General features: G+C 68.3%; 19 protein-coding genes and 1 tRNA gene. 11 read left to right on the top strand and 9 right to left on the bottom strand.

Going from position 1 to position 22,004, the window contains the following annotated elements; all coding sequences use genetic code 11:
* Positions 1 to 9 precede the first annotated feature (9 nt).
* From yidD to rpmH, 3 genes are all read right to left on the bottom strand, one after another.
* Positions 10 to 324 (bottom strand): membrane protein insertion efficiency factor YidD, encoded by a 315-nt coding sequence (yidD, locus tag HNR07_RS25035; protein WP_184367054.1) that lies wholly within the window; start codon positions 322 to 324, stop codon positions 10 to 12.
* Complete coding sequence (gene rnpA, locus HNR07_RS25030) at positions 321 to 812, bottom strand: ribonuclease P protein component (protein ID WP_017579455.1); 492 nt, start codon at positions 810 to 812, stop codon at positions 321 to 323. Before rnpA ends, yidD begins: the two co-directional genes overlap by 4 nt.
* Before the next feature lie 124 nt (positions 813 to 936).
* On the bottom strand, positions 937 to 1,080 hold the full coding sequence (gene rpmH, locus HNR07_RS25025) for a 50S ribosomal protein L34 (protein WP_014909187.1): 144 nt from the start codon (positions 1,078 to 1,080) through the stop codon (positions 937 to 939).
* Between the two features lie 617 nt (positions 1,081 to 1,697).
* Here rpmH and dnaA point away from each other — a divergent pair.
* The 9 genes from dnaA (at position 1,698) to HNR07_RS24980 (ending at position 15,436) form a co-directional block, all read left to right on the top strand.
* The gene (gene dnaA, locus HNR07_RS25020) at positions 1,698 to 4,001 is read left to right on the top strand and encodes a chromosomal replication initiator protein DnaA (RefSeq protein WP_376769944.1); all 2,304 of its coding nucleotides are present in this window, start codon (positions 1,698 to 1,700) and stop codon (positions 3,999 to 4,001) included.
* A 1,325-nt stretch (positions 4,002 to 5,326) separates the two neighbouring features.
* Positions 5,327 to 6,466 carry a DNA polymerase III subunit beta gene (dnaN, locus tag HNR07_RS25015; protein ID WP_184367052.1) on the top strand — a complete coding sequence of 380 codons (1,140 nt, stop codon included), beginning with the start codon at positions 5,327 to 5,329 and terminating at the stop codon, positions 6,464 to 6,466.
* Between the two features lie 116 nt (positions 6,467 to 6,582).
* Positions 6,583 to 7,530, top strand: a complete 948-nt coding sequence (gnd, locus tag HNR07_RS25010; protein ID WP_184367051.1) for a phosphogluconate dehydrogenase (NAD(+)-dependent, decarboxylating) — start codon at positions 6,583 to 6,585, stop codon at positions 7,528 to 7,530.
* Between the two features lie 133 nt (positions 7,531 to 7,663).
* Positions 7,664 to 8,794, top strand: coding sequence for a DNA replication/repair protein RecF (recF, locus tag HNR07_RS25005; protein ID WP_184367050.1), 1,131 nt, complete (start codon positions 7,664 to 7,666; stop codon positions 8,792 to 8,794).
* Between the two features lie 79 nt (positions 8,795 to 8,873).
* Positions 8,874 to 9,368, top strand: coding sequence for a DUF721 domain-containing protein (locus tag HNR07_RS25000; protein ID WP_376769943.1), 495 nt, complete (start codon positions 8,874 to 8,876; stop codon positions 9,366 to 9,368).
* A gap of 473 nt (positions 9,369 to 9,841) precedes the next feature.
* Positions 9,842 to 11,779: a DNA topoisomerase (ATP-hydrolyzing) subunit B gene (gene gyrB, locus HNR07_RS24995; protein ID WP_184367049.1), complete on the top strand. Its 1,938-nt coding sequence runs from the start codon at positions 9,842 to 9,844 to the stop codon at positions 11,777 to 11,779.
* A gap of 53 nt (positions 11,780 to 11,832) precedes the next feature.
* Positions 11,833 to 14,454, top strand: a complete 2,622-nt coding sequence (gene gyrA, locus HNR07_RS24990; RefSeq protein WP_184367048.1) for a DNA gyrase subunit A — start codon at positions 11,833 to 11,835, stop codon at positions 14,452 to 14,454.
* Positions 14,455 to 14,555: 101 nt separating this feature from the next.
* Positions 14,556 to 15,161 (top strand): DUF3566 domain-containing protein, encoded by a 606-nt coding sequence (locus tag HNR07_RS24985; RefSeq protein ID WP_184367047.1) that lies wholly within the window; start codon positions 14,556 to 14,558, stop codon positions 15,159 to 15,161.
* A gap of 201 nt (positions 15,162 to 15,362) precedes the next feature.
* Positions 15,363 to 15,436 (top strand) — tRNA-Ile (locus HNR07_RS24980).
* A 191-nt stretch (positions 15,437 to 15,627) separates the two neighbouring features.
* Here HNR07_RS24980 and HNR07_RS24975 read toward each other — a convergent pair.
* Together HNR07_RS24975 and HNR07_RS24965 are read right to left on the bottom strand one after the other, a co-directional pair.
* Complete coding sequence (locus tag HNR07_RS24975; RefSeq protein WP_312893972.1) at positions 15,628 to 15,855, bottom strand: helix-turn-helix domain-containing protein; 228 nt, start codon at positions 15,853 to 15,855, stop codon at positions 15,628 to 15,630.
* Positions 15,856 to 16,301: 446 nt separating this feature from the next.
* Complete coding sequence (locus HNR07_RS24965; protein ID WP_184367046.1) at positions 16,302 to 16,754, bottom strand: hypothetical protein; 453 nt, start codon at positions 16,752 to 16,754, stop codon at positions 16,302 to 16,304.
* 246 nt (positions 16,755 to 17,000) lie between these two features.
* Between HNR07_RS24965 and HNR07_RS24960 the strand changes: the two genes are divergently transcribed.
* A complete protein-coding gene (locus HNR07_RS24960) occupies positions 17,001 to 17,318 on the top strand; it encodes a peptidoglycan recognition protein family protein (protein WP_221318926.1) in 318 nt (105 codons plus the stop codon).
* Positions 17,319 to 17,750: 432 nt separating this feature from the next.
* On the top strand, positions 17,751 to 17,918 hold the full coding sequence (locus tag HNR07_RS24955; protein ID WP_184367044.1) for a hypothetical protein: 168 nt from the start codon (positions 17,751 to 17,753) through the stop codon (positions 17,916 to 17,918).
* Positions 17,919 to 18,629: 711 nt separating this feature from the next.
* Here HNR07_RS24955 and HNR07_RS24950 read toward each other — a convergent pair.
* From HNR07_RS24950 to HNR07_RS35180, 4 genes are all read right to left on the bottom strand, one after another.
* The gene (locus tag HNR07_RS24950) at positions 18,630 to 19,493 is read right to left on the bottom strand and encodes a GNAT family N-acetyltransferase (protein WP_184367043.1); all 864 of its coding nucleotides are present in this window, start codon (positions 19,491 to 19,493) and stop codon (positions 18,630 to 18,632) included.
* 74 nt (positions 19,494 to 19,567) lie between these two features.
* Entirely contained in the window at positions 19,568 to 19,696 is a 129-nt protein-coding gene (locus HNR07_RS35690; RefSeq protein WP_281387205.1) for a hypothetical protein, read from the bottom strand.
* Positions 19,696 to 20,817, bottom strand: coding sequence for a radical SAM protein (locus HNR07_RS24945; RefSeq protein ID WP_184367042.1), 1,122 nt, complete (start codon positions 20,815 to 20,817; stop codon positions 19,696 to 19,698). Before HNR07_RS24945 ends, HNR07_RS35690 begins: the two co-directional genes overlap by 1 nt.
* Before the next feature lie 428 nt (positions 20,818 to 21,245).
* Positions 21,246 to 21,914 (bottom strand): hypothetical protein, encoded by a 669-nt coding sequence (locus HNR07_RS35180; protein WP_246420491.1) that lies wholly within the window; start codon positions 21,912 to 21,914, stop codon positions 21,246 to 21,248.
* Between the last annotated feature and the right edge of the window lie 90 nt (positions 21,915 to 22,004).

The raw sequence follows: 22,004 nt of genomic DNA, 5'->3' as shown, positions 1-22,004 counted from the left end.
TCGGTTCAGCTACTGGTCCCCGGATGCGGCGCCGGTGTGCCCGGTTCCGTCCGTAGACTCCTCGGACTTCTCGTTCCGGCGCCCCTTGGGCGGCGGAACCGGATCAAGACCCCCGGGGTGGAAGGGGTGACAGCGGGCGATCCGCCTGACCGTCAGCCACAACCCGCGGGGTCCTCCGTGCACGCGGAGCGCCTCGACGCCGTACGCGCTGCACGAAGGGTAGAAACGACAGACCGGGGGAAAGAGCGGGCTGATAAAACGCTGGTAACCGCGGATGGGCAGGATCAACAACCGTGCGAAAGCCGTCGGTCTGTGCTCGGTCATTGCTGCGTCCACCGTTCTCCGCCCTCCTGGGGGCGGCGGTCGCCGTCTGCTTCACTCTTCGCCGACTCGACCGGTTCGGGGCGCGGGCCCCCGCGGCCGCGTCGGCGTTTGGCGGCCCCTCGGGGACGCTGAGCCGCGGCGATCGCGCTGTCGAGTTGTACCGCCAGCTCCTCCTGCCGCAGGGACGCGGCCGAGGGCTTGGCGCGCACTACCAGAAGGCTACCGTTTGGCAGATCAGCCAACCGTGCCCGTACCACGTGGCGCAGGCGCCGCTGTACGCGCTTGCGCACCACGGCCCCGCCGACGGCCTTGCTCACGACGAAACCGACGCGCGGCGGTGCCGGGGCGTCGGTGTCGGTACTGCTGTCAGCTGGTTGCCGGGGGGCGAGGTAGACCACGCCCAGGGCGTCGCGCGAGGCGCGCCGCCCCGAACGCATGACCGTTCCGAACTCGGCGCTGCGGCGCATCCGGTTCTCCGGCGACAACATCGGCGTTCCTCCGGGAGAGGGGTGCGGCACGGCCCTCGGCTACCGGTTCCGTGCCCCACGACAAAGGGACCGGCCGGCGAGAAGGCCGGACCGGTCCCAGTGAAGACTTGAGGCTAGACGTGGCCTAGTGGCTCACGGTCAGCGCGGCGCGTCCCTTACGACGTCGCGAGGCGATGATGGCGCGACCGGCGCGCGTACGCATGCGCAGCCGGAAGCCGTGGACCTTCGCGCGACGCCGGTTGTTCGGCTGAAACGTACGCTTGCTCACTACTGGCTCCAGGGGCGTGTCAGGAAAGTACTACGACAGACCCCCAGGATATGCGGGGCCTTACAGTGCGTGTGCCGTGGCCGCGCTTCGCGGGAAAACACGAGCGCAGGCAGAATCATCGGCATAAGCATAAAGAACATACGACCTGGTCGGGTCGTGGTCAAATCAGACCTGCCGACGGACCCGCCCGCGGCTGCTGGCGGGTGGGCCGTGACCGGTGGCGGACGCCACTGCGCACAGTCTACCCCGCCGCCTGTGGACAACCGGTTGTCCACAGCGTGTGAGACTTCCACAGGGGGCGGAGGCTGTGGATAACCTCAACCTGTGGATAACTCTCCCCCGAGGCCGCCCGCAGCCGCCCCGAAGCTGTGGATAACTTGCTTACACACGCCTTGACCTGCGCATTGTGGATAACTTCACAGAACACACAGGGGGCTGCCATCCTGTGGATAAACCTGTGCACAACTTGTGGACAACCCCGCGAACCTGTGGATACCCAGAGGTAGTCAAACCCTTGGCCGCCGCGGACCGATCCGGTTGTCCACAGGCTCCGAACGACCGAACCGACCGCTCCCGTACCGGCTCCCCTGCCCCGGCACCCCCCGCAGGGGAGGACAATGGGACGGGTGGGCCCCCGGGTTCCCACGCGCCCGATACACGCCGTACAACCTCCCCCGTCCCCTCACCGCTTCCAATCCGCTCCGAACAGATCCGCACCGAAGGGACAGCAACCATGGCAGGTCACCTTGGCTGACGCACAGGTCAACCTCGCAATGGTCTGGTCAAGCGTGTTGGACGGGATCGACAACGACTCCCTGCCCGCGCACCAGCGCGCATGGCTGCCGCAGACCCGGCCACTGGGTCTGATCGAGGACACGGCGCTGATCGCAGCGCCCAACGAGTTCACCAAGAAGGTCCTGGAGACACGCCTCTACCCGGCGATCAGCAAGGCCCTCTCCGCGCACCTGGGACGGGAGATCCGGGTCGCGGTGACCGTGGACCCCACCGCCGTGCCCACCCCGCCGCCGACCCCCGCGCCGTACGGCGTGAGCCGAGACACGGGCGCGCACACCCCTCTCTCGACCCCCGGTGCCGCGCGCCCCGAGCAGCCCGCCGGCCACGAGCCCGCGCCCCGGGAGGCCCCGGCGCACGAGCCGCGCGGCCAGCACGCGCGCCCGGCCGGTGCCCCCCACACCGAGACCCCGTACCCCGCGCAGGCCCCGCACCCCTCCGAGGCGCTCGGCGCCCACCCCGGGCACGCGCGGGCGCAGGAGGCACAGGCCGACCTGCTCGGCAACGCGCCGCAACAGGCGGAACCGCGGTCGGGGGCGGAACGGTCTTCGGCGCCGGCACCGCAGGAAGTACAGCAGCCCGCACCCCAGCAGGCCGCGCCCCGGCAACACCAGGAGCCGCGGTACGCGGAGCCCGGCGGCTGGGCCCCCGCCTCTCAGGAGCAACTCCCCCAGAGCCACTCCCCCGCACCGCCGGACCCGGCGCCCCAGGCACCGGTCACGCAGCACACCGCCGCGCCCGCGTCTTCGGCCCGGCCGCAGGGCGGGCCGGAGGCACAGACCTCCTGGCCGACCTCTCCGGGTTGGGAACAGTCCACCCAGGAACAGCTGTGGCAGCAGCAGAGCTGGGGGGACCCGTCCTGGGACCAGCCCAACCGCTGGGAGACCCCGGCCGCGCAGGCCCCCGCCCCGGAGCCCGCTCCGGCCGAAGCCGCCGCGCCGGGCGGGCCAGAGGAACCGCAGGCCGCCGCCGAGTCGGCCGAGGACGCACCACCCCCCTCTCCCGTCGAGGAGGAGGGCGCGCGGAGCAGCGCTCCGGCCTCCCCCTCACCTTCCTCTCCCCCCGGGCGCTCTCCGGAGATCCCGCCGGGCGAGCACGCGCGGCTGAACCCGAAGTACACCTTCGACACCTTCGTCATCGGCTCCAGCAACCGGTTCGCGCACGCGGCCTCGGTCGCGGCCGCCGAGGCCCCGGCCAAGGCGTACAACCCGCTGTTCATCCACGGGGGCTCCGGGCTGGGCAAGACCCACCTGCTGCACGCCATCGGCCACTACACGCACCGGCTCTACGAGGGTTCGAGGGTGCGGTACGTGAGCTCGGAGGAGTTCACCAACGAGTTCATCAACTCGATCCGGGACGGCAAGGCGGACGGGTTCCGCCGCCGCTACCGGGACATCGACGTACTGCTGGTGGACGACATCCAGTTCCTGGAGAACAAGGAGCAGACGCAGGAGGAGTTCTTCCACACCTTCAACACGCTCCACAACTCCGACAAGCAGATCGTCATCTCCAGCGACCGGCCGCCCAAGCAGCTGACCACGCTGGAGGACCGGATGCGCAGCCGGTTCGAGTGGGGCCTGCTGACGGACGTCCAGCCGCCCGAGCTGGAGACCCGGATCGCCATCCTCCGCAAGAAGGCGGCACAGGAGGGTCTGGCCGCCCCGCCCGAGGTGCTGGAGTTCATCGCCAGCAAGATCTCCACCAACATCCGGGAGCTGGAGGGCGCGCTCATCCGGGTGACGGCCTTCGCCAGCCTCAACCGGCAGTCGGTGGACCTGGACCTGACCGGCCAGGTGCTGCGGGACCTGGTCCCCAACGCCGAGGTGCCCGAGGTCACGGCCAGCGCGATCATGTCGCAGACGGCGGCCTACTTCGGGCTCAGCCTGGAGGACCTGTGCGGAACCTCCCGCTCCCGGGTCCTGGTGACGGCGCGGCAGATCGCCATGTACCTGTGCCGTGAGCTGACCGACCTGTCCCTGCCCAAGATCGGGCAGCAGTTCGGCCGCGACCACACCACCGTCATGCACGCCGACCGCAAGGTCCGCGCGCTGATGGCCGAGCGCCGCTCCATCTACAACCAGGTGCACGAGCTCACCAGCCGGATCAAGGACCAGCCCTCGCTGACCTGACCGCCTTGCCCTGTCCCCGCTCAGCCGGGCAAGGGGCGAGGCGGCACAGGGACACAGAGGGGGAGGCCCCGCCGCACCAGGCGGGGCCTCCCCCTCCCTTCCGGCCACAAGTCCCCCCCTGTCGCCCTGTCGACTTCTCTCCAGAGCCACCGCTCCCCCGGCACCCGCCCTCGACCGCCCCTCGACGCGCCCGCGTGCCACTGTCTCCGGGGCGCCGTGTCCACGCGCCGGCGCCTTCTCCCGAAAGCACCCTCCCCCGGCCCCGACCGCCTCCCCTGGGCCCCGGGCCCTGTCCACAGCCTGAGCACCGTCTCCCGCCCTTCCGCTCTGTCCACAGTCTCCAGGGCTCCCCCGGAACCGCCCGCACAGAGTTATCCACAGGCTTGTGTGAGGGTTTCCGCCCTGGGGAGGGGTAAGCCCGTGTCATGGCCGAGGCGTACCATCCGTGCCGGACACACACTGTTTCCCCTGGTTTCCAGGACCTCCGGAGCCTGTTGCCCTGCCCACACCGGCGGAACGAGGCCAAGATGAGGGACCGTGACAACGATCAGGGTTCGTAGTTTGAGAAGAGCCTGTGGAAAACCCTGTGCACAGACTCTTTGTCCAGCTTCGCGAGCTCTGTGCGGTGCTCCGAAAAAAAGTTTTGAGGTTTCTCGGCGAAGTTATCCACAGGAAGGGCGCCAAATCTGTGGACAACGCTGTGGATAACCTGTGGACAACCCCCCGAACCCTGTGGGTAACTCACCGTCGCCCTGTGGACACGGCCACCCGTCATCGGATCACCGCACCACCGCCTGCTGTGGACAACTTGGGGAAAACCTGTGGACGAACCTGTGGACGATCTGTGGACAAGCTGTGGGCCCCTGTTTCCGTCCACAGGCGGGCCGAGTTACGCACAGGGTCATCCACAGGGCCTGTGGACAAAAATTCGCGGTCTGACCTGCGAGAACAAGGGTTATCCACATTATCCACAGGCCCTACTACTACGACGCACCTTCATTAACCAAGATGTGGCGTCAAAACAGCTTCGCGGAAAATCTGTGGACAAAGCCCCGAGATCGAGGTGACGGCGCTCCTGTCCTGAGCTGGCAGCGGCAGCGGGTGAATCCGGGTAACGTGTGGTCTCGCCCCTGTCCTCCGCCGCTCCGGATCTGAGCGGTGGCCCCTACGGGATCCGAGGCCGCTTCCGTGGCTCGGTCCGCCTCCGGCGCGGACACCGTCCACACCCTTGGGACGGAGCCCTCCGGCCGATCCACGAGACACCCACGAGCTGCAACGTTGAGGCTGCGACCGGTCCCCCGGTCCTGCGGAAAGTGAGTCGGAAAGTGAAGTTCCGGGTCGAACGCGACGTACTGGCCGACGCTGTCGCCTGGACAGCGCGAACACTGCCGACGCGCCCCTCTGTTCCGGTCCTGGCCGGGATCCTGCTGGACGCCGGCGAGGCCGACGGCCGCCAGCGGCTGCGCCTGTCCGGCTTCGACTACGAGGTCTCGGCTCAGGTCGCGGTGGACATCGAGACCGAGGAGGCCGGGCAGACCCTGGTTTCCGGTCGTCTCCTCGCCGAGATCACCCGCAACCTTCCTCCGCAGACTGTGGAGATCTCCACGGACGGCCCCAAGGTCGTCGTCAGCTGTGGCAGCGCCAAGTTCACCCTGAACACCATGCCGGTCGAGGACTACCCGTCCCTGCCGGAGATGCCCGGTGTCAGCGGGACCATCGGCAGCGACGTCTTCGCCGCCGCGGTCAGCCAGGTCGCCGTGGCCGCGGGGCGTGACGACACGCTCCCGATGCTCACCGGCGTCCGGGTCGAGATCGAGGGCGAGACCATCACGCTCGCCTCCACCGACCGCTACCGCCTGGCCGTCCGCGAGCTGAGCTGGAAGCCGGAGAACCCCGAGCTGTCCGCCATCGCGCTGGTTCCGGCCAAGACGCTGCACGACACCGCCAAGACCCTCACCTCGGGCGCCGAGGTCTCCATCGCCCTGTCGGGCAGCGACTCCGGAGAGGGCATGCTCGGCTTCGAGGGCGGCGGCCGCCGGACCACCACGCGTCTGCTGGACGGCGAGTTCCCCAAGTACCGCGCCCTGCTGCCGGACACCTTCAACACGGTGGCCGAGGTCAGCCGCTCCGAGTTCATCGAGGCCGTGAAGCGCGTCTCGCTGGTCGCCGAGCGCAACACCCCGCTGCGGCTGGCCTTCTCCCAGGGTGCCCTGGTGCTCGAGGCGGGCACCGGCGAGGACGCACAGGCTGTGGAGACCCTCGAGGCGGAACTGGACGGCGAAGACATCCAGATCGCCTTCAACTCCGGGTTCCTGCTGGACGGGCTCGGCGCCATCGGCACCGACGTGGCCCGCCTGCACTTCACCACCTCGACCAAGCCCGCGATCCTCACCGGCAAGCCGGCCGAGGAGGGCTCGTCCCCCGAGTACCGCTACCTGATCATGCCGGTCCGCCTCTCCGGCTGACCGGAACACCCGTTCGACCATCCGGCCATTCGGTCGTTCGGGGGCCGCCGCCCGTGCACAGCGCCACGGGCGTGCGGCTTCCACATGTCCACAGGTGCCCAAGGGGGAGTCCACAGATGCAACTCGGAATGATCGGTCTCGGCAAGATGGGCGGCAACATGGCCGCCCGCCTGCGCGAGAAGGGCCACGATGTCGTCGGCTACGACGTCTCCCCCGGTGAGCGGGACGTAGAGACGCTGCCCGAGCTGGTCGACCGCCTCCAGGCGCCGCGCGCCGTGTGGGTGATGGTCCCGGCCGGTGACCCGACCGCGACGATCATCGCCGAGCTCGGCGAGCTGCTCTCCGAGGGCGACATCATCGTCGAGGGCGGCAACACCCACTACGTCGACGACGCCCCGCGCGCGGAGGAACTGGCCGCCAAGGGCATCGGCTACGTCGACGCCGGGGTCAGCGGCGGTGTGTGGGGACGCCAGAACGGCTACGGCATCATGGTCGGCGGCCGGGACGAGGACGTGGAGCGCCTGCGCCCCGTCTTCGACTCCCTCACCCCCGACGACGGCGGCGGCTTCGTGCACGCCGGCGCGGTCGGTGCCGGACACTTCGTGAAGATGGTCCACAACGGCATCGAGTACGGCATGATGCAGTCCTTCGCCGAGGGCTACGAGCTCATGGTCGCCTCCGGCATCGTCAAGGACGTCCCCGGCACCCTGGAGAGCTGGCGCGAGGGCACGGTGGTCCGCTCCTGGCTGCTGGACCTTCTCGGCCGCGCCCTGGAGGAGGACCCGGACCTGTCGGAGCTGCGCGGATACGTGCAGGACTCCGGTGAGGGCCGCTGGACCGTCCAGGCCGCCGTGGACCTCGCGGTCCCCGCCCCGGCGATCACCGCCTCGCTCTTCGCCCGGTTCGCCTCCCGCCAGGACGACAGCCAGGCCATGAAGGTCGTCGCCGCCCTGCGCAACCAGTTCGGCGGGCACGCCGTCACCAAGACCGAGGCGAAGACCGTCACCAAGACCGAGGCGAAGACCGTCACCGAGGCCGAGGCACAGGCTGTCGACGAGGGCTAGTCGCACCCTGTTCTCTCTCCGGGGGCGGTCCGGGGTTCACCGGACCGCCCCCGGCACCGTTTTCCCAGCGTGTTCCACCGCTTCGCACCGTCTCCCCGTCTTTTCCGCTCCCCCGCTTCAGGAGGAAGGCCGGATGTACGTCTCCCACCTGCAACTGGCCGACTTCCGCTCCTATGAGTCGGCCCTGCTGCGACTCGACCCCGGCGTGAGCGTGTTCGTCGGCTCCAACGGCCAGGGCAAGACCAATCTGGTCGAGGCGATCGGTTACGTCGCCACCCTCGGCAGCCACCGGGTCTCCTCGGACACCCCGCTGGTCCGTCAGGGCGCGCCCCGCGCGATCGTCAGCGCCAAGGTCGTCCGGGACGGCCGGGACATGATGGTCGATCTGGAGATCAACCCGGGCAGGGCCAACCGGGCCCGGGTGAACCGCGGTGCGGCCGGGCGCCCCCGCGACGTGCTGGGCATCCTGCGTACTGTGCTCTTCGCCCCCGAGGACCTGGCTCTGGTCAAGGGTGACCCGGGTGAGCGGCGCCGCTTCCTCGACGACCTGCTGGTGGCGCGGGCCCCGCGGATGGCGGGGGTGCGATCGGACTACGAGCGGGTGCTCAAGCAGCGCAACGCCTTGCTGAAGTCGGCCTCGGCCCGGTTGCGCCAGCGCGGCACCCCGGACCTGAGCACGCTGGAGGTCTGGGACTCCCACTTGGCCGAGACCGGGGCCGAGCTCCTGGCCGCCCGGCTGGGGCTGGTGGAGGAGCTGCGGCCGCTGATCGCGCACTCCTACGCGGGGCTGACCGACTCCGGCGGTCCGGCGGTGCCCACCTACCGCAGTTCGGCCGTCCCGGAGGGACGGGAGCTCGCGCACGACCGTCCACAGCTTGTGGGCATCCTGCGCGCGGCCATGGCCGAGGCGCGCGACCGCGAGCTCCAGCGGGGTATCAGTCTGGTCGGCCCGCACCGCGACGAACTCCACCTCCAGCTCGGTGAACTCCCCGCCAAGGGGTACGCCAGTCAGGGGGAGTCCTGGTCGTACGCGCTGTCCTTCAAACTGGCCGCGTTCGAGCTGCTGCGGGCCGAGGGTGACGACCCGGTCCTGATCCTGGACGACGTCTTCGCCGAGCTGGACGCCGAGCGCCGCCGCAGGCTGGCCGAGCGGGTGCGCGACGCGGAGCAGGTGCTGGTGACCGCGGCGGTGGGTGAGGACATCCCGAAGGAGCTGGACGGCGCCAGGTTCGGAGTGCGCCGGGGGGTGGTCGAGAGTGAGTGAGGGTTATCCACAGCCTGTGGATCCGAGGTCGGGCCATGACGCTCCCGGGCTCCCGCCCGACGCCGCCCGTCCACAGCCTGTGGACAAGAACCCTTCGGGGTCCCCGGCCGCTCCCGATTCCGCCACTTCCCCAGCTCCGGATCCCTCCCCTGTCTCCGGTGCCGATCTGGCCCGCCAGGCGCTGGCACGGGCCAAGGCGCAGGCACGCGACCGCGGAGCGGTGCCCCGGGGGATGAACCGGAACCGAAAGCGTGGCCGATTGCGGTCACGGAACGAGCCCCAACTGTTCGGTGACGCCGTGCGCACCTGGCTGATCGAGCACGGTTGGCAGGAGCAGGTGGCTATCGGCGGGGTGTTCGGCCGGTGGGCGGACATCGTGGGCGACTTCAACGCCGAGCACCTGCGCCCGGAGAGTTATTCGGAAGGCGAACTCGTCGTGGTGGCTGATTCGCCCACGATGGCGGCCCACGCGCGAGCGATGGTGCGGGATCTGATGCGCCGTCTGAACGAGGAGCTGGGTGACGGCACCGTTATCGCCATCAAGGTCAAGGGGCCCGGTTTCCGCCGTAGATGACCCTTTTGGGGGATGGCCTCCGAAGTGCCGAAAGCCCTTGTGAGCTGGGTGTTCAGGGTGGTCCCGTGGGGCCTTCGGGGCGGTTCGGGTCTCGGGAGCGAACCTCCCGCACTCGGGCCACGGCATCGGGGAGCGAGGGTGATCGGCCTTCCAAGGCCACTCAACCGCGCCGGGACTTGCGCGAGGGTCCCCCCGCGTGTAGGGACTCGACTCCCGCCCCGAACGTTCGTTCTCGGGCGGCACAGCGCCGCCAATGCCACTTTGTCGCACCGTCCGGGGTATCATGGGGACGGTTCTTCAGACGCCTGTAGCCGGTACCACGCCCCCATGTAGAGGGTGGGCGGACGGCCCGTGCGGTGAACGGTGATCCCCCAGGTGTCGCGGCACGTCGACCCTTCGATCACCCTGCCGTGGGTTGCCCGTGTCCGCTCGGCCGCGGCCGACAGGCGTCCCCAGCAGGAGGGTGTTCCCACTTGGCCTACGACGCAGGATCAATCACGGTTCTCGAGGGGCTTGAGGCAGTACGCAAGCGCCCAGGCATGTACATCGGCTCCACCGGGGAGCGGGGTCTACACCACCTGGTCTACGAGGTGGTCGACAACTCGGTCGACGAGGCGTTGGCGGGTCACGCCGACGCCATCGAGGTGACCCTGCTCGCTGACGGCGGCATCAGGGTGGCCGACAACGGTCGAGGCATCCCGGTCGGCATCCACCCCGTGGAGAAGCGTCCGGCCGTGGAGGTCGTCCTCACCACGCTGCACGCGGGCGGCAAGTTCGACGGCAAGTCCTACGCCGTCTCCGGCGGTCTGCACGGTGTCGGCATCTCCGTCGTCAACGCGCTGTCCACGGCTCTGGACGTGGAGATTCGCCAGCAGGGGCACGTCTGGCGCCAACACTACGAGATGACCGCCCCCACCGGCGAGCTCATCAAGGGTGAGGAGACCGACGAGACCGGTACCCAGATCACCTTCTGGGCCGACGGCAGCATCTTCGAGACCACCACGTTCTCGTTCGAGACGCTGGCCCGCCGGATGCAGGAGATGGCCTTCCTCAACAAGGGACTGTCCATCACCATCCGCGACGAGCGCCCCGACCACATCGACGACGCCCCGGTGGTGAACACCTTCCACTACGAGGAGGGGCTGTCGGACTACGTCCGGCACATCAACGCCAAGAAGGAGCCGGCGCACGCGTCGATCATCTCCTTCGAGGAGGACGGCGAAGGCATCGCGGTCGAGGTCGCCATGCAGTGGAACCAGTCCTACACCTCGTCGGTGCACACCTTCGCCAACACCATCAACACGGCGGAGGGCGGTACGCACGAAGAGGGTTTCCGCTCCGCGCTCACGACTCTGGTCAACCGGTACGCCCGGGACCAGAAGCTGCTGCGCGACAAGGAGGACAACCTCACCGGCGACGACATCCGCGAGGGTCTGACCGCGATCATCTCGGTCAAGCTCGCCGACCCGCAGTTCGAGGGCCAGACCAAGACGAAGCTCGGCAACACCGAGGCCAAGTCCTTCGTCCAGAAGGTCACCAACGAGCACCTGCGCGACTGGTTCGAGCGCAACCCGGGTGAGGGCAAGGACATCGTGTCCAAGGCCAGCCAGGCCGCCCGTGCCCGCGTCGCCGCCCGCCAGGCCCGCGACCTGACCCGCCGCAAGACACTCCTCGAGACCACCTCCCTCCCGGGCAAGCTGTCGGACTGCCAGTCCACCAACCCGGAGGAGTGCGAGGTCTACATCGTCGAGGGCGACTCGGCCGGTGGCTCCGCCAAGGGCGGTCGCAACCCGCACAACCAGGCCATCCTGCCCATCCGCGGCAAGATCCTGAACGTCGAGAAGTCGCGCATCGACCGCATCCTCAAGAACAACGAGGTCCAGGCGATCATCACCGCCCTGGGCACCGGTATCCATGAGGAGTTCGACGCCGAGAAGCTGCGGTACCACAAGGTCATCCTGATGGCCGACGCCGACGTCGACGGTCAGCACATCCGCACGCTGCTGCTCACGCTGCTGTTCCGCTTCATGAAGCCGCTGGTCGAGGCCGGGAACGTCTATCTGGCCGCCCCTCCGCTCTACAAGATCAAGTGGGACCAGAAGGGCAGCGACGCCGACTACGCCTTCTCCGACGCCGAGCGGGACCGGCTCATCGAGGCCGGGGTCGCCCAGGGCAAGAGGGACCCCCGCCCGCGCGACATGGTGCAGCGCTTCAAGGGTCTGGGCGAGATGAACGCCAACGAGCTGTGGGACACCACGATGGACCCGGACCGCCGTGTCCTGCTCCAGGTCAGCCTGGAGGACGCGGCCCAGGCCGACGAGATGTTCAGCGTGCTCATGGGTGAGGACGTCGAGTCGCGGCGCGCCTTCATCCAGCGCAACGCCAAGGACGTCCGTTTCCTGGACATCTAGGTCCCCTGTTCCCACCCGTGCTCAAGCAAGCTTCGTAGAAGGGATCGACATCCGTGACGGATGCGAACAGCCCCGACGCCCCTGAGGGCGGTGACTCCGGTGTGGAGTCCCTGCCGCGCCTGACCGACCGGATCGAACCGGTCGACATCCAGGTCGAGATGCAGCGCAGCTACCTCGACTACGCGATGTCGGTCATCGTCGGCCGCGCCCTCCCCGACGTCCGTGACGGGCTCAAGCCGGTCCACCAGCGCGTGCTCTACGCGATGTACGACGGCGGCTACCGTCCCGACCGCGGGTACTTCAAGTGCGCCCGCGTCGTCGGTGACGTGATGGGTAACTACCACCCGCACGGTGACAGCGCCATCTACGACACCCTGGTCCGCCTGGCCCAGTGGTGGTCGATGCGGATGCCGCTGGTCGACCCGAACGGCAACTTCGGCTCGCCGGGCAACGACCCGGCCGCCGCCATGCGCTACACCGAGTGCAAGCTCGCGCCGCTGGCCATGGAGATGCTCCGGGACATCGACAAGGAGACCGTCGACTTCCGGCCCAACTACGACGGCCGCTCCTCCGAGCCCGTCGTACTTCCCGCCCGCTTCCCGAACCTGCTGGTCAACGGCTCCTCGGGTATCGCGGTCGGCATGGCGACCAATATCCCGCCGCACAACCTGCGCGAGGTCGCCGACGGCGTCAACTGGTACCTGGACAACCCCGAGGCCGAGGACGAGGAGCTGCTCGACCAGCTCATCGCCCGGGTCAAGGGCCCCGACTTCCCGACCCGGGGCCTCATCGTGGGCAAGCGCGGGATCGAGGAGGCCTACCGGACCGGCCGCGGCTCCATCACCATGCGCGCCGTGGTCGAGGTCGAGGAGGACAGCCGGGGCCGTCAGACCCTGGTCATCACCGAGCTGCCCTACCAGGTCAACCCGGACAACCTCGCGCTGAAGATCGCCGACCTTGTCAAGGAAGGCAAGATGACCGGCATCGCCGACGTGCGTGACGAGAGCAGCGGCCGTACCGGCCAGCGCCTGGTCATCGTGCTCAAGCGCGACGCCGTCGCCAAGGTCGTGCTGAACAACCTGTACAAGCACACCCAGCTGCAGGACACCTTCGGCGCGAACATGCTGGCCCTGGTCGACGGGGTTCCGCGTACCCTGCGCCTGGACCAGATGATCCGCCACTGGGTCAAGCACCAGGTCGAGGTCATCGTCCGCCGGACGAAGTACCTCCTGCGCAAGGCCGAGGAGCGCGCGCACATCCTGCGCGCCCTCCTGCGGGCCATGGACCGGATCGAAGAGGTCATCAGCCTCATCCGGAGCAGTGCCTCCGCCGACGAGGCGCGCACCGGCCTGATGGGTCTGCTGGAGATCGACGACATCCAGGCTCGCGCCATCCTGGACATGCAGCTGCGCAAGCTCGCGGCCCTGGAGCGCAACGCCCTGACGGCCGAGTACGACGAGCTGATGGCGCTCATCGACGACTACAACGACATCCTCTCCTCGGACGTGCGCCAGCGCAGCATCATCCGCGAGGAGCTGGGCGAGATCGTCGAGAAGTACGGCGACGAGCGGCGCACGCACATCATCCCGTTCGAGGGTGACATGCGCATGGAGGACTTCATCGCCGAGGAGGACGTGGTCGTCACGATCTCCCGCGGCGGATACGCCAAGCGCACCCGCATCGACAACTACCGCGCCCAGAAGCGCGGCGGCAAGGGCGTGCGGGGCGCCCAGCTCAAGCAGGACGACATCGTCCAGCACTTCTTCGTCACCACCACCCACCACTGGATCCTGTGCTTCACGAACCAGGGCCGGGTGTACCGGATGAAGGCCTACGAGCTGCCGGAGGCCGCTCGCGACGCCCGCGGCCAGCACGTCGCCAACCTGCTGCCCTTCCAGCCGGGCGAGGAGATCGCGCAGATCATGGCGCTGCGCGACTACGAGGCGGCGCCGTACCTGGTACTGGCCACCCGCGAGGGCCTGGTCAAGAAGTCGCGCCTGGAGGACTTCGACTCCGCGCGCGCGGCGGGCATCATCGCGATCAACCTCCGTGAGGAGGACGAGCTGATCGCGGCGCGTCTGGTCTTCCCCGACGACGATCTGCTGCTGATCTCCAGTGACGCCCAGGCGATCCGCTTCCCGGCCTCCGACGAGTCGCTGCGCCCCATGGGCCGCGCGACCAGCGGTGTGATCGGCATGCGGTTCCTGGAGGACGATTACCTGCTCTCCATGGACGTCATCCGCCCCGACGACGGCTCCACCGACGTCCTGGTCACCACCGAGAACGGGTACGCCAAGCGGACCCCCTCGGAGCAGTACCCGGTGCAGAACCGCGGCGGCAAGGGTGTGCTCACGGCGAAGGTGGTGGAGGCCCGCGGGAAGCTGGTCGGTGCGCTCATGGTGGACCCGGAGGTGGACGAGATCTTCGCGATCACCTCCGCCGGCGGGGTCATCCGCACCGGAGCCGCCGAGGTGAAGCAGTCCGGTCGCACCACCATGGGCGTCCGCCTGATGAACCTGGACAAGGGCAACAAGATCGTGGCCGTCGCGGCCAACGCCGAGGCCGCGGAGGAGGCCGAGGCCGAGGAGGTCGCCGACGCCGTCGAGGCCGCCGAAGCCGCCGCGGCCGACACGGTCGAGGAGCAGGTCTCGGGTGAAGGCAACCCCGACGCCTAGACTGCGCGTTAAGCCCAGTACGTCCCGTGGGGTTCGTTTCGGCGGCCCCACGGGACACACGCATCGACCCGTCTCAACGAAAGTCCAGCGGTAGCGCTTCTATGTCTGAGAACCAGCGGAACACCACCAGCAACGAGTCCGACGCGGCTGCGACCGCCGGTGACACGGACGTGGAGACGGCGGAGTCGACCGCTGAGGGCTCCTCCACGGCAACGGGTACGGAATCGGGGGGAACGACAGTGACGACCGAATCGAGGCCCGATCCGGAGGAGCCCATGTCCTCGGGGGGCGCCCCGGAGGGACCGGGCGCCGTCAAGGCGACCCTGGCCAGCCGCAAGGCCCACCTGACCGTCTCCCGCGTGGAGCCGTGGTCGGTGATGAAGTTCAGCTTCGTGGTCGCCCTCGTCTGCTTCATCATCCTGTTCGTGGCGGTCGCGGTGATCTACGCGACCCTGTCGATGCTGGGTGTCTTCGATGAACTGACCAGCATGATCAATGCCCTCCTGGAGGGTGACGGCGGCGAGGACGAGCTGGGCCTGAACCCGGCAGCCTGGTTCTCCCCCGGCCGTGTGCTGGGCTACACGGGTGTGATCGGCGCGCTGAACGTCGTGCTGATCACCGCCCTGTCCACGGTGGGCGCGATGCTGTACAACCTGGTCTCCGACCTGGTCGGCGGTGTCGACGTGACCCTCTCCGAGGCCGAGTAGTCCTCGAACCTGCCCGCTGGGCCCGGTGCTCCTGGAGGAGGCCGGGCCCAACGCCTTTCCGGGGCTGTCCCGAGCACTACCCGAAACCCGCTAAAATAGGAGGTGAAGAGGGACGCGGTACGTCCGTGTGCCTTCCTCCCCGCCCCGCGGAAACCGGTTCGCTCCGGTCCTCCGGATGCGGTAGAGTTCCTGACGGAACGAGGGCGTATAGCTCAGTCGGTTAGAGCGCATCCCTGATAAGGATGAGGCCCCAGGTTCAAGTCCTGGTACGCCCACCCAGTTTCAACTGGTCAGAGCCTTGCTTCTCCACCCGGAGAGCAGGGCTCTTCCTGTTGTGACCGTCATCTGACCGTGGGACCCCACGGCATCCCCTGTCAGAGCCCGCACTCCCCCGGCACTGAACGGCACCGGCCGGACGCCGAGTCGACAACAGATCGAATCGCTATGTCGACTCGACTGTAGCCGGTCACCCCCGCTCGGGCAGGGGCACGCCCAGCAGCTCCAGGAGCTCCGCCGTGACCACCCGGTAGGTTCCGCCATAGCGGAGCAGTCGGCAGGGGAACTGGCCGCTTCTGGCGAGCTTGTACGCCGTCGTCCTCCCCATGTGCAGGGCACGGGCGGCCGTCATCAGGTCCACCACCGCTGGCAGGTCGTACAGCTCTCGGATCGTGAATGCTCTGGTCTTCTCAGTCACTGGTCTCCCGTGGGTTGGTGTTGCTTGCAAGGGGAGACAAGTCACCATGTCGACCAGCCGTGACATCGGCCCTGGTGATCCGGGTATGACAGAGGTCCTGAGCCGGGCCCAGGACCTCGCATGCGTTACTGGGGTAGCTGGAGAAATGCCGCCCACTCAGCGGCGGCACGGTGAGATGGCCGAGGCATCAGACCCAATCGCGTCCAGGGCCAGCCGCTCGCCGTAGAGGCGGGGCGCTCCGCCTTTGCGCTGGTCACGGACGGGCATGAGGGGTTGGATCACCTTCCATGCCGCGTCGGAGAGGCCGGAGGGGCAGCGTCGGGGTTCAGCGGCCCCGGAACCGTTGCATTGGCACACACGACGCGATCATTCCGGGGCCGTTTTCGTGTCAGCGCACGCGGTTGCCCTCATCACCCAGCGTTCGCAGTCGCATACACAACAGTCACTCAGGCGGGGACCAGAGTGAACTCGAGTATCGGGGTCTCACTTACCCCGTGTCCATACCTGCCATGATCCTGCTCGTGCTGGTAGGCCTTGAGCCATTGGGTCCCCGAAAGGGAGCTCTGGCGGTGCACCTGCAGGTCATCCCCAAAATGCTTGACGCTGAGCACGATCTTGCCGTTCGTGGCGGGCTGGACGAACCATTGGCTGGATTCGTTCACCTGGTTGAGGCAGATTCCGCCCGCCGCCTGCCAGAACATGTAGTTGTCCCAGTGGCGTTTGGTCTGCTCGATGACGTAGCCGTCGCCTTGCTGGTGGAAGACGACCGGATCTCCGTGGTCTCCGTATTGACCGGTCAACTTGATCCACTCCCAGCGGGACTCTATCTCTCCCGCAACACCTTGATCCCCGCAGGTCAAGTAGTAGGGCTTGCCTGTCTCGATGCCGTCGTAAGACATACTCAACTCTCTGAACGAGCCAGCAGTGACTTTGATGTTACTTAAAGTGACTAGCTCGTGTGTGGGGTTCGGCGATCTCCCGGAGGAACAAACCGAACGCCCCTCGTGTGCAAGCCCCGCCCCGACCGGTCGGGGCTTTTCTATGCCCTGAAAGAGGCGCCTCACGTGCCCGATGTCCGCAAGCAGTCACGAGCTGACGCCGGTCTCGCACCGGCCCGCAGTAGATCCCCGGTCGGAAAGTCCGAGGTGCGCGGCTTCACCGTGCACCACACCGCCGGCCCCGCCACCCAGACCCCGGCGCAGATTCAGAGTTACCACTTCTCGATCGGCTGGGCCGACGTCGGGTACGCGCGCCTGGTTGTCGACCACGGTTCATACGCCGTGATCGATACCTACGACAACGTCCTTCCCAGCGTTCACGCCCTGGCCGCCGTCCGGCAGTGCTACGCCGAGGCGCAGAGCTGGGCGGGCCGGGCGCTTCCCGTGACCAGTCATCGCGACCTCGTGTCAACCGGGGCCCGGCGACGCCTTGTATGCCTGGGCGAAGGGCGGCATGGACCTTGACGGAACAGCAGCAGAAGGAGACGAGGAGTTGCACGGACTCTGAGAAGGTGACAGCGGCGAGCGAGTCGAAGGACTCCAGACCTCCCTCAGGCACGCGGGGTTCGGTGGCCTGCTTGGCGACTTCGGCCCGCGCGGCGACGGCGTCGACGGCGAGTACGGCGGCGCCACCACGAGGCGGTTCTGGCCGCTCGGCGATACGTCGGCTCGAGCGCGACGAGCAGTGTTCGCGTGAGCGCGATCGCTGCCGCACAGATTCGACGGGCCGTCGCACGACGCGAGGCCGAGCGGGTCGTGGCTGGCCTTGACCTCGACAAGGGGGATTGCTGACATGGCACACGAAGCACCCGAGCTGGGGCCTTGACCCCGGGCAGCAAGGCCGAGACCCAATAGGACGCACGCTCGCGCGGCTGGCGCACGGCGCTTCAGAGCGCGGTGTCGACGGCTCTCGTCGCCGTTGCCGCCGTCGTTCTCGACCAGGTCGTGCCTGGCGAGGTCATCGACTGGCCGACGCTTGGCGTGGCCGTGGCGACCGCGGCCGGAACCGCACTCGCGGCCTGGGTCCAGCGTCGCCTCGAGGGCGGCACTGATCAGGATTGGTGACTGATATATTCGTACGCGTGTTCTAGTCGTGGTTGGGGAAGACCACGAGGGGAATGCAACAGGGCGCCCTTACTCTCTCGGAGGGAGAGTGAGGGCGCCCTTCGCTGTGTCCGGGGTGCCAGCCGACTTCCTGGAGAAGCTTCATGTTCATCACGCCCGCCTTGCTGTTCCCGGCGAAATGTCCCCCGGGAAGGCGAGAATGTTCCCATGACAGCAACGGTGTGGGTATCAACCCAAGACACTCCTGAGTACCCCTCAGTCACACCAGGGCCCGGTGGACCGGGTGAGGCTTGGCAGCGAGCGGGAACGGTGCCCGGTTCCAGGGAGAAAGACCTATGGGACCAGATTCAGACGTATCTCGGGCTCAGAAGGGCCCGCTTCCGCCAGCGCGTGGACTTCTACTTCGATGGCGATCCCCAATGTGAGTGGGTCCAACTCGCCAAGACGACGTCAGGGGCACGGTTCTGGATCGCGTTCGACATCGGAAGCGGGCAGCGGTACTTGGTCCCGGAGACGCAGGCTGAGGTGTTCACCCGTCAGGCGCGTCGTCCCCCAGAAGGACACCCCGGCCTGCTCCCGTCGGTTCCTATCGGTGTCCGTCTTCGGGCCACTGATGGAGTTCTGTTCGACGTCGCCTCGTCGTAAGCGCGAAGGAAGATCCTGCGCTTCTTCCGCACCATGGGGAGACGAGGCGCTTCGTCGTGTCCGGGCCTACAGTGCCACCGTGGTGACGAACCCCAGGGTGGCGAGCCCTTCCCCACGGCACAGCCGATCGGACGCGTCGTCGAGTTCGGTTTGGAGTACCTGGTAGGCGGTCCCCGAGCGCTGGCCCCATGCCATCGCGGCTCGCCACAGCGTGCGGCCGTGGCCCCGGCCGCGGTACGAGGGCAGGACACCGAAGTACTGGGGCAGCAAGCGCGTCCGGCCGACCGGGTCGGGCCTGGTCGCCATCGGGCCGATCGCTCCGACCACGCGGCCGCCCTCGGTCACGGTCAGCACCGGGCCATCGAGGGCGCCTGCGTGCTCCTTGGCGGCGAGGAAGGCGAACCCTTCGCCGGCCAGTTCCTCGGCGAAGTCGGGCCACGTGGCGCGCACGGATTCGGGGAGCCGATCAAGCTCGGTAGCGCCCTCGACCTCGGGCACCTCGGCCCCGGGGGCGAACACGCGCAGTTGGATGCGACAGCACCGGCCGGGCTGAGGGTCGGCAGTGAGGCGTACGAGGTGTGCGCGGTCGGCGCCGAGGTCGGCCGCCAGCTTGGCCGCGTGCTCGGCCGCCTGGTCCAAGTCGACCTCGCCGTACAGGTGAACACGCACCGTGCGCCGGTTCCCGCGTTGGAGCAGCGTCGGCACCGCGGTTTGCCCGTCGCTGTCCCTGACGTGGTCGACCAGGACGTGCTCGGCTTTGGCCCCGCCCCAGCGGGCGTCTTTGTCATGGGGCAGGAACCGGCCGGTTCCGGAGACCTCGACGACCTGTCTCCACAGGTCGGGGGTGATCGCGGCCGGATGCATCGGGCCCAGGGTGGGGACGTAGGGCACCGGGAACACGAGCCCCTCGGGACCGCTGGTGTCGCGCATGGCGACATGCTACTCACACGCCACGGGCCCCGGTGGCGACTGGCGGATTCCACCAGGGCCCGCGTCACCCGCCGCTAGAACGGGTTGTCATCACCGGCGTTGCAACTGCACTGCTCGGACTCCAGGACCGCGTCCAGGTCCTCGACGACCTCGACCGACTCCTGGCTGGGCAGGGTCGGCACAGCAACCGTCACAGGGGCCATCACACATTCACCTCCTTCCGCTTTCCGTGCTGGCAGTACATCCCCAAGGGGGCCTTGGCCTGCTGGTACTGCTTGGCCAGCGGGCGACACACCGTGCAGGAGCCGGACAGCGCACATCCGGAGTACCCGCCGGTGCGCAGCATGAGGCGGTCGGCGACCTCGCCGAGCCGGGACAGGCCCTCGACACCTTCGGACATGAGGTCGATCGCGTCGTCTCGGCCGACCTTGCAGATCGACGCGCGCCCGTGCGGATCGGAGTGAAAGAAGGTGTGGCCTGCGTTGCAGCCCGTGAACTGCTTGCGCTCGCGCAGGTGTTCGGCCGACTGGGTGACCAGCACGCCGCCGTCGCCCTGAATGGTCGGGGCCATGTTCACGAACACGTGGTGCGGCACCCCGCGCGACTCCGCCATGGCGCACATGGCGTCGACCTCGTTCTCGTTGTGGTTGGACACCACCACGTTCAGGTTCACGGGAAGACCAGCCTCGACGGCGGCGTCAAGGCCACGGATGAACTTCCGGTAGGAACCGCGACGGCGGGTCATGCCGTCGTAGGACTCCTCCGTCGCCCCGTACACCGACAGAGTGAGCCGGTAGGGCCGGTAGGTGGTCAGCACTTCCAGGATGCGCGGGTTCGACAGGCGGGACCCGTTCGAGCTGATGCTGATCATCATGCCCAGCTCGTAGGCGAGCCGGTGCACGTCCGGAAAGTACTTGTCGATCAGCGGTTCCCCGCCGGTGAGCTGAACCCACACCACCCCGGCGTCGCGCATGATGTGCAACAGCTTCTCGCGGCCCGCCCAGTCGAGGCCGTCGAACGGCCGGTCACCGAGGTAGCAGTGTTCGCAGTCGTAGTTACAGCCCAGGTTCAGCTCGTAGGAGGCGCGCACGTACCCATACGGGGAGCGCTCACGCACGAGCACGGTCGGGTCGAGGCGGCGCCCGAGCAGGTCGAGGCCGAACACGGTAGCGGCGGTGTCGACCAGCCACCCGGGCACCGGAGTTCCCCCGGGGGCGGCGGCGAGTTCGTCGTAGCGGCGTCGGGGGAGCTTGGCCCCGGCCGTGTGGCCAGGGCGCATCAACAGGTGGTGGTCGAGGAAGGGGGCGACGATCAGGTCATGCATATGTGCTGGTCTCCTCGGTCGAAACGGCGAGTCGGTACCGGCGTTGTGTGGGGTGGCGGCCCCGAGGTGGGTGGTTCCTCGGGGCCGCGTCCGGCTGGTGCATGGCCGGGTAAGCGCCGCCCCTCGCCCCCGGATCGAGGGGCGGCGGTTGGTCCCGCGTGTCCGGCGACAGCCACGCACACCGGACACACGGGGGTCGGGGGTTGGTGGTGCCCGCTACGGGGTGCGGGCACCACCTCGGCCAGCGGTGGTCTCGGCACTGGCCGCCCGGTTCGCGCGTTGGGGACTGCACGCACCGGGGGTTCGTAGAGCAGCACGCAACACGTCCTGTATGCGCGCTATCGGATGTCCAGGCTCAACAGCGCCCGGGGGCAGGATCAGCGCAAGGCCGACAACATCGACCGCGTTCACCGGGGGATGTCTTCGACTCATGCGGGCACCCGCCAGTCGATGTAGGAGCGCACCATGTCGGGCTCGGGTTCCTCGTCGACGCTCCGGATTCGCTGGCTGATCTCCTCGGCGGTGTCCGCGTACACGGTCGTCGCCTCCTTCTTCGCAACGAAGCAACGACCCCGGTCGGTCGGGATCGCGAACACCCGCCAGTCGGGGTGTTCGCGTGCGAGTAGCTCGATCACTCGGTCAAAGGTTCGGCGAGCCTGGCGCGGAACTGGAGGGACGGCCGCGCTCGGTGCAGGTCGAGAACGGACGTCGGATCGGACGGGGCGCAGGACCGAACCCAGCAGGCAGAGGAACAGCCGGATCATCGCTGTCCCTCCCTCGGTGGGGGGGACCACGCGCGCCTCGGCCACGGGTACGCGGATCTCGTCACCCCGATGTGTGCGGATCTTCAGCATGTGACCGGGAGTTCCGGGGCGGCCGCGTTGGTAGCCGATCACCTCGTCAGGCCGGGTCCGCTTGCTGTTGGCGACCGTCACCCACGTGCCGAGCGGGTAGTGACGGTGGACTTCGCGCCACAGCGTCTCGAGGCGGAGCGGCTCGAGCTGCTTCATCAGCTCGCCGATCTCCTCGCCGTTCAGTTCACGCCCGTCAGCCAGGACGGCGTCGTTCGTGAGGATGACGTCTCGCTGGTCGTCCAAGGTGAACAGCTCCATCACTAGACCACCGCCCAGCAGTCGCCGAGGTAAGGCCGGACGCGGTGGGCGCTTCGGGGCCTTCGCCGGGGTGAG

Source organism: Nocardiopsis metallicus, assembly GCF_014201115.1.
GTDB lineage: Bacteria > Actinomycetota > Actinomycetes > Streptosporangiales > Streptosporangiaceae > Nocardiopsis > Nocardiopsis metallicus.
Note: the sequence above shows the minus strand (reverse complement) of the source record. Positions and strands in the feature narration are given on the sequence as shown.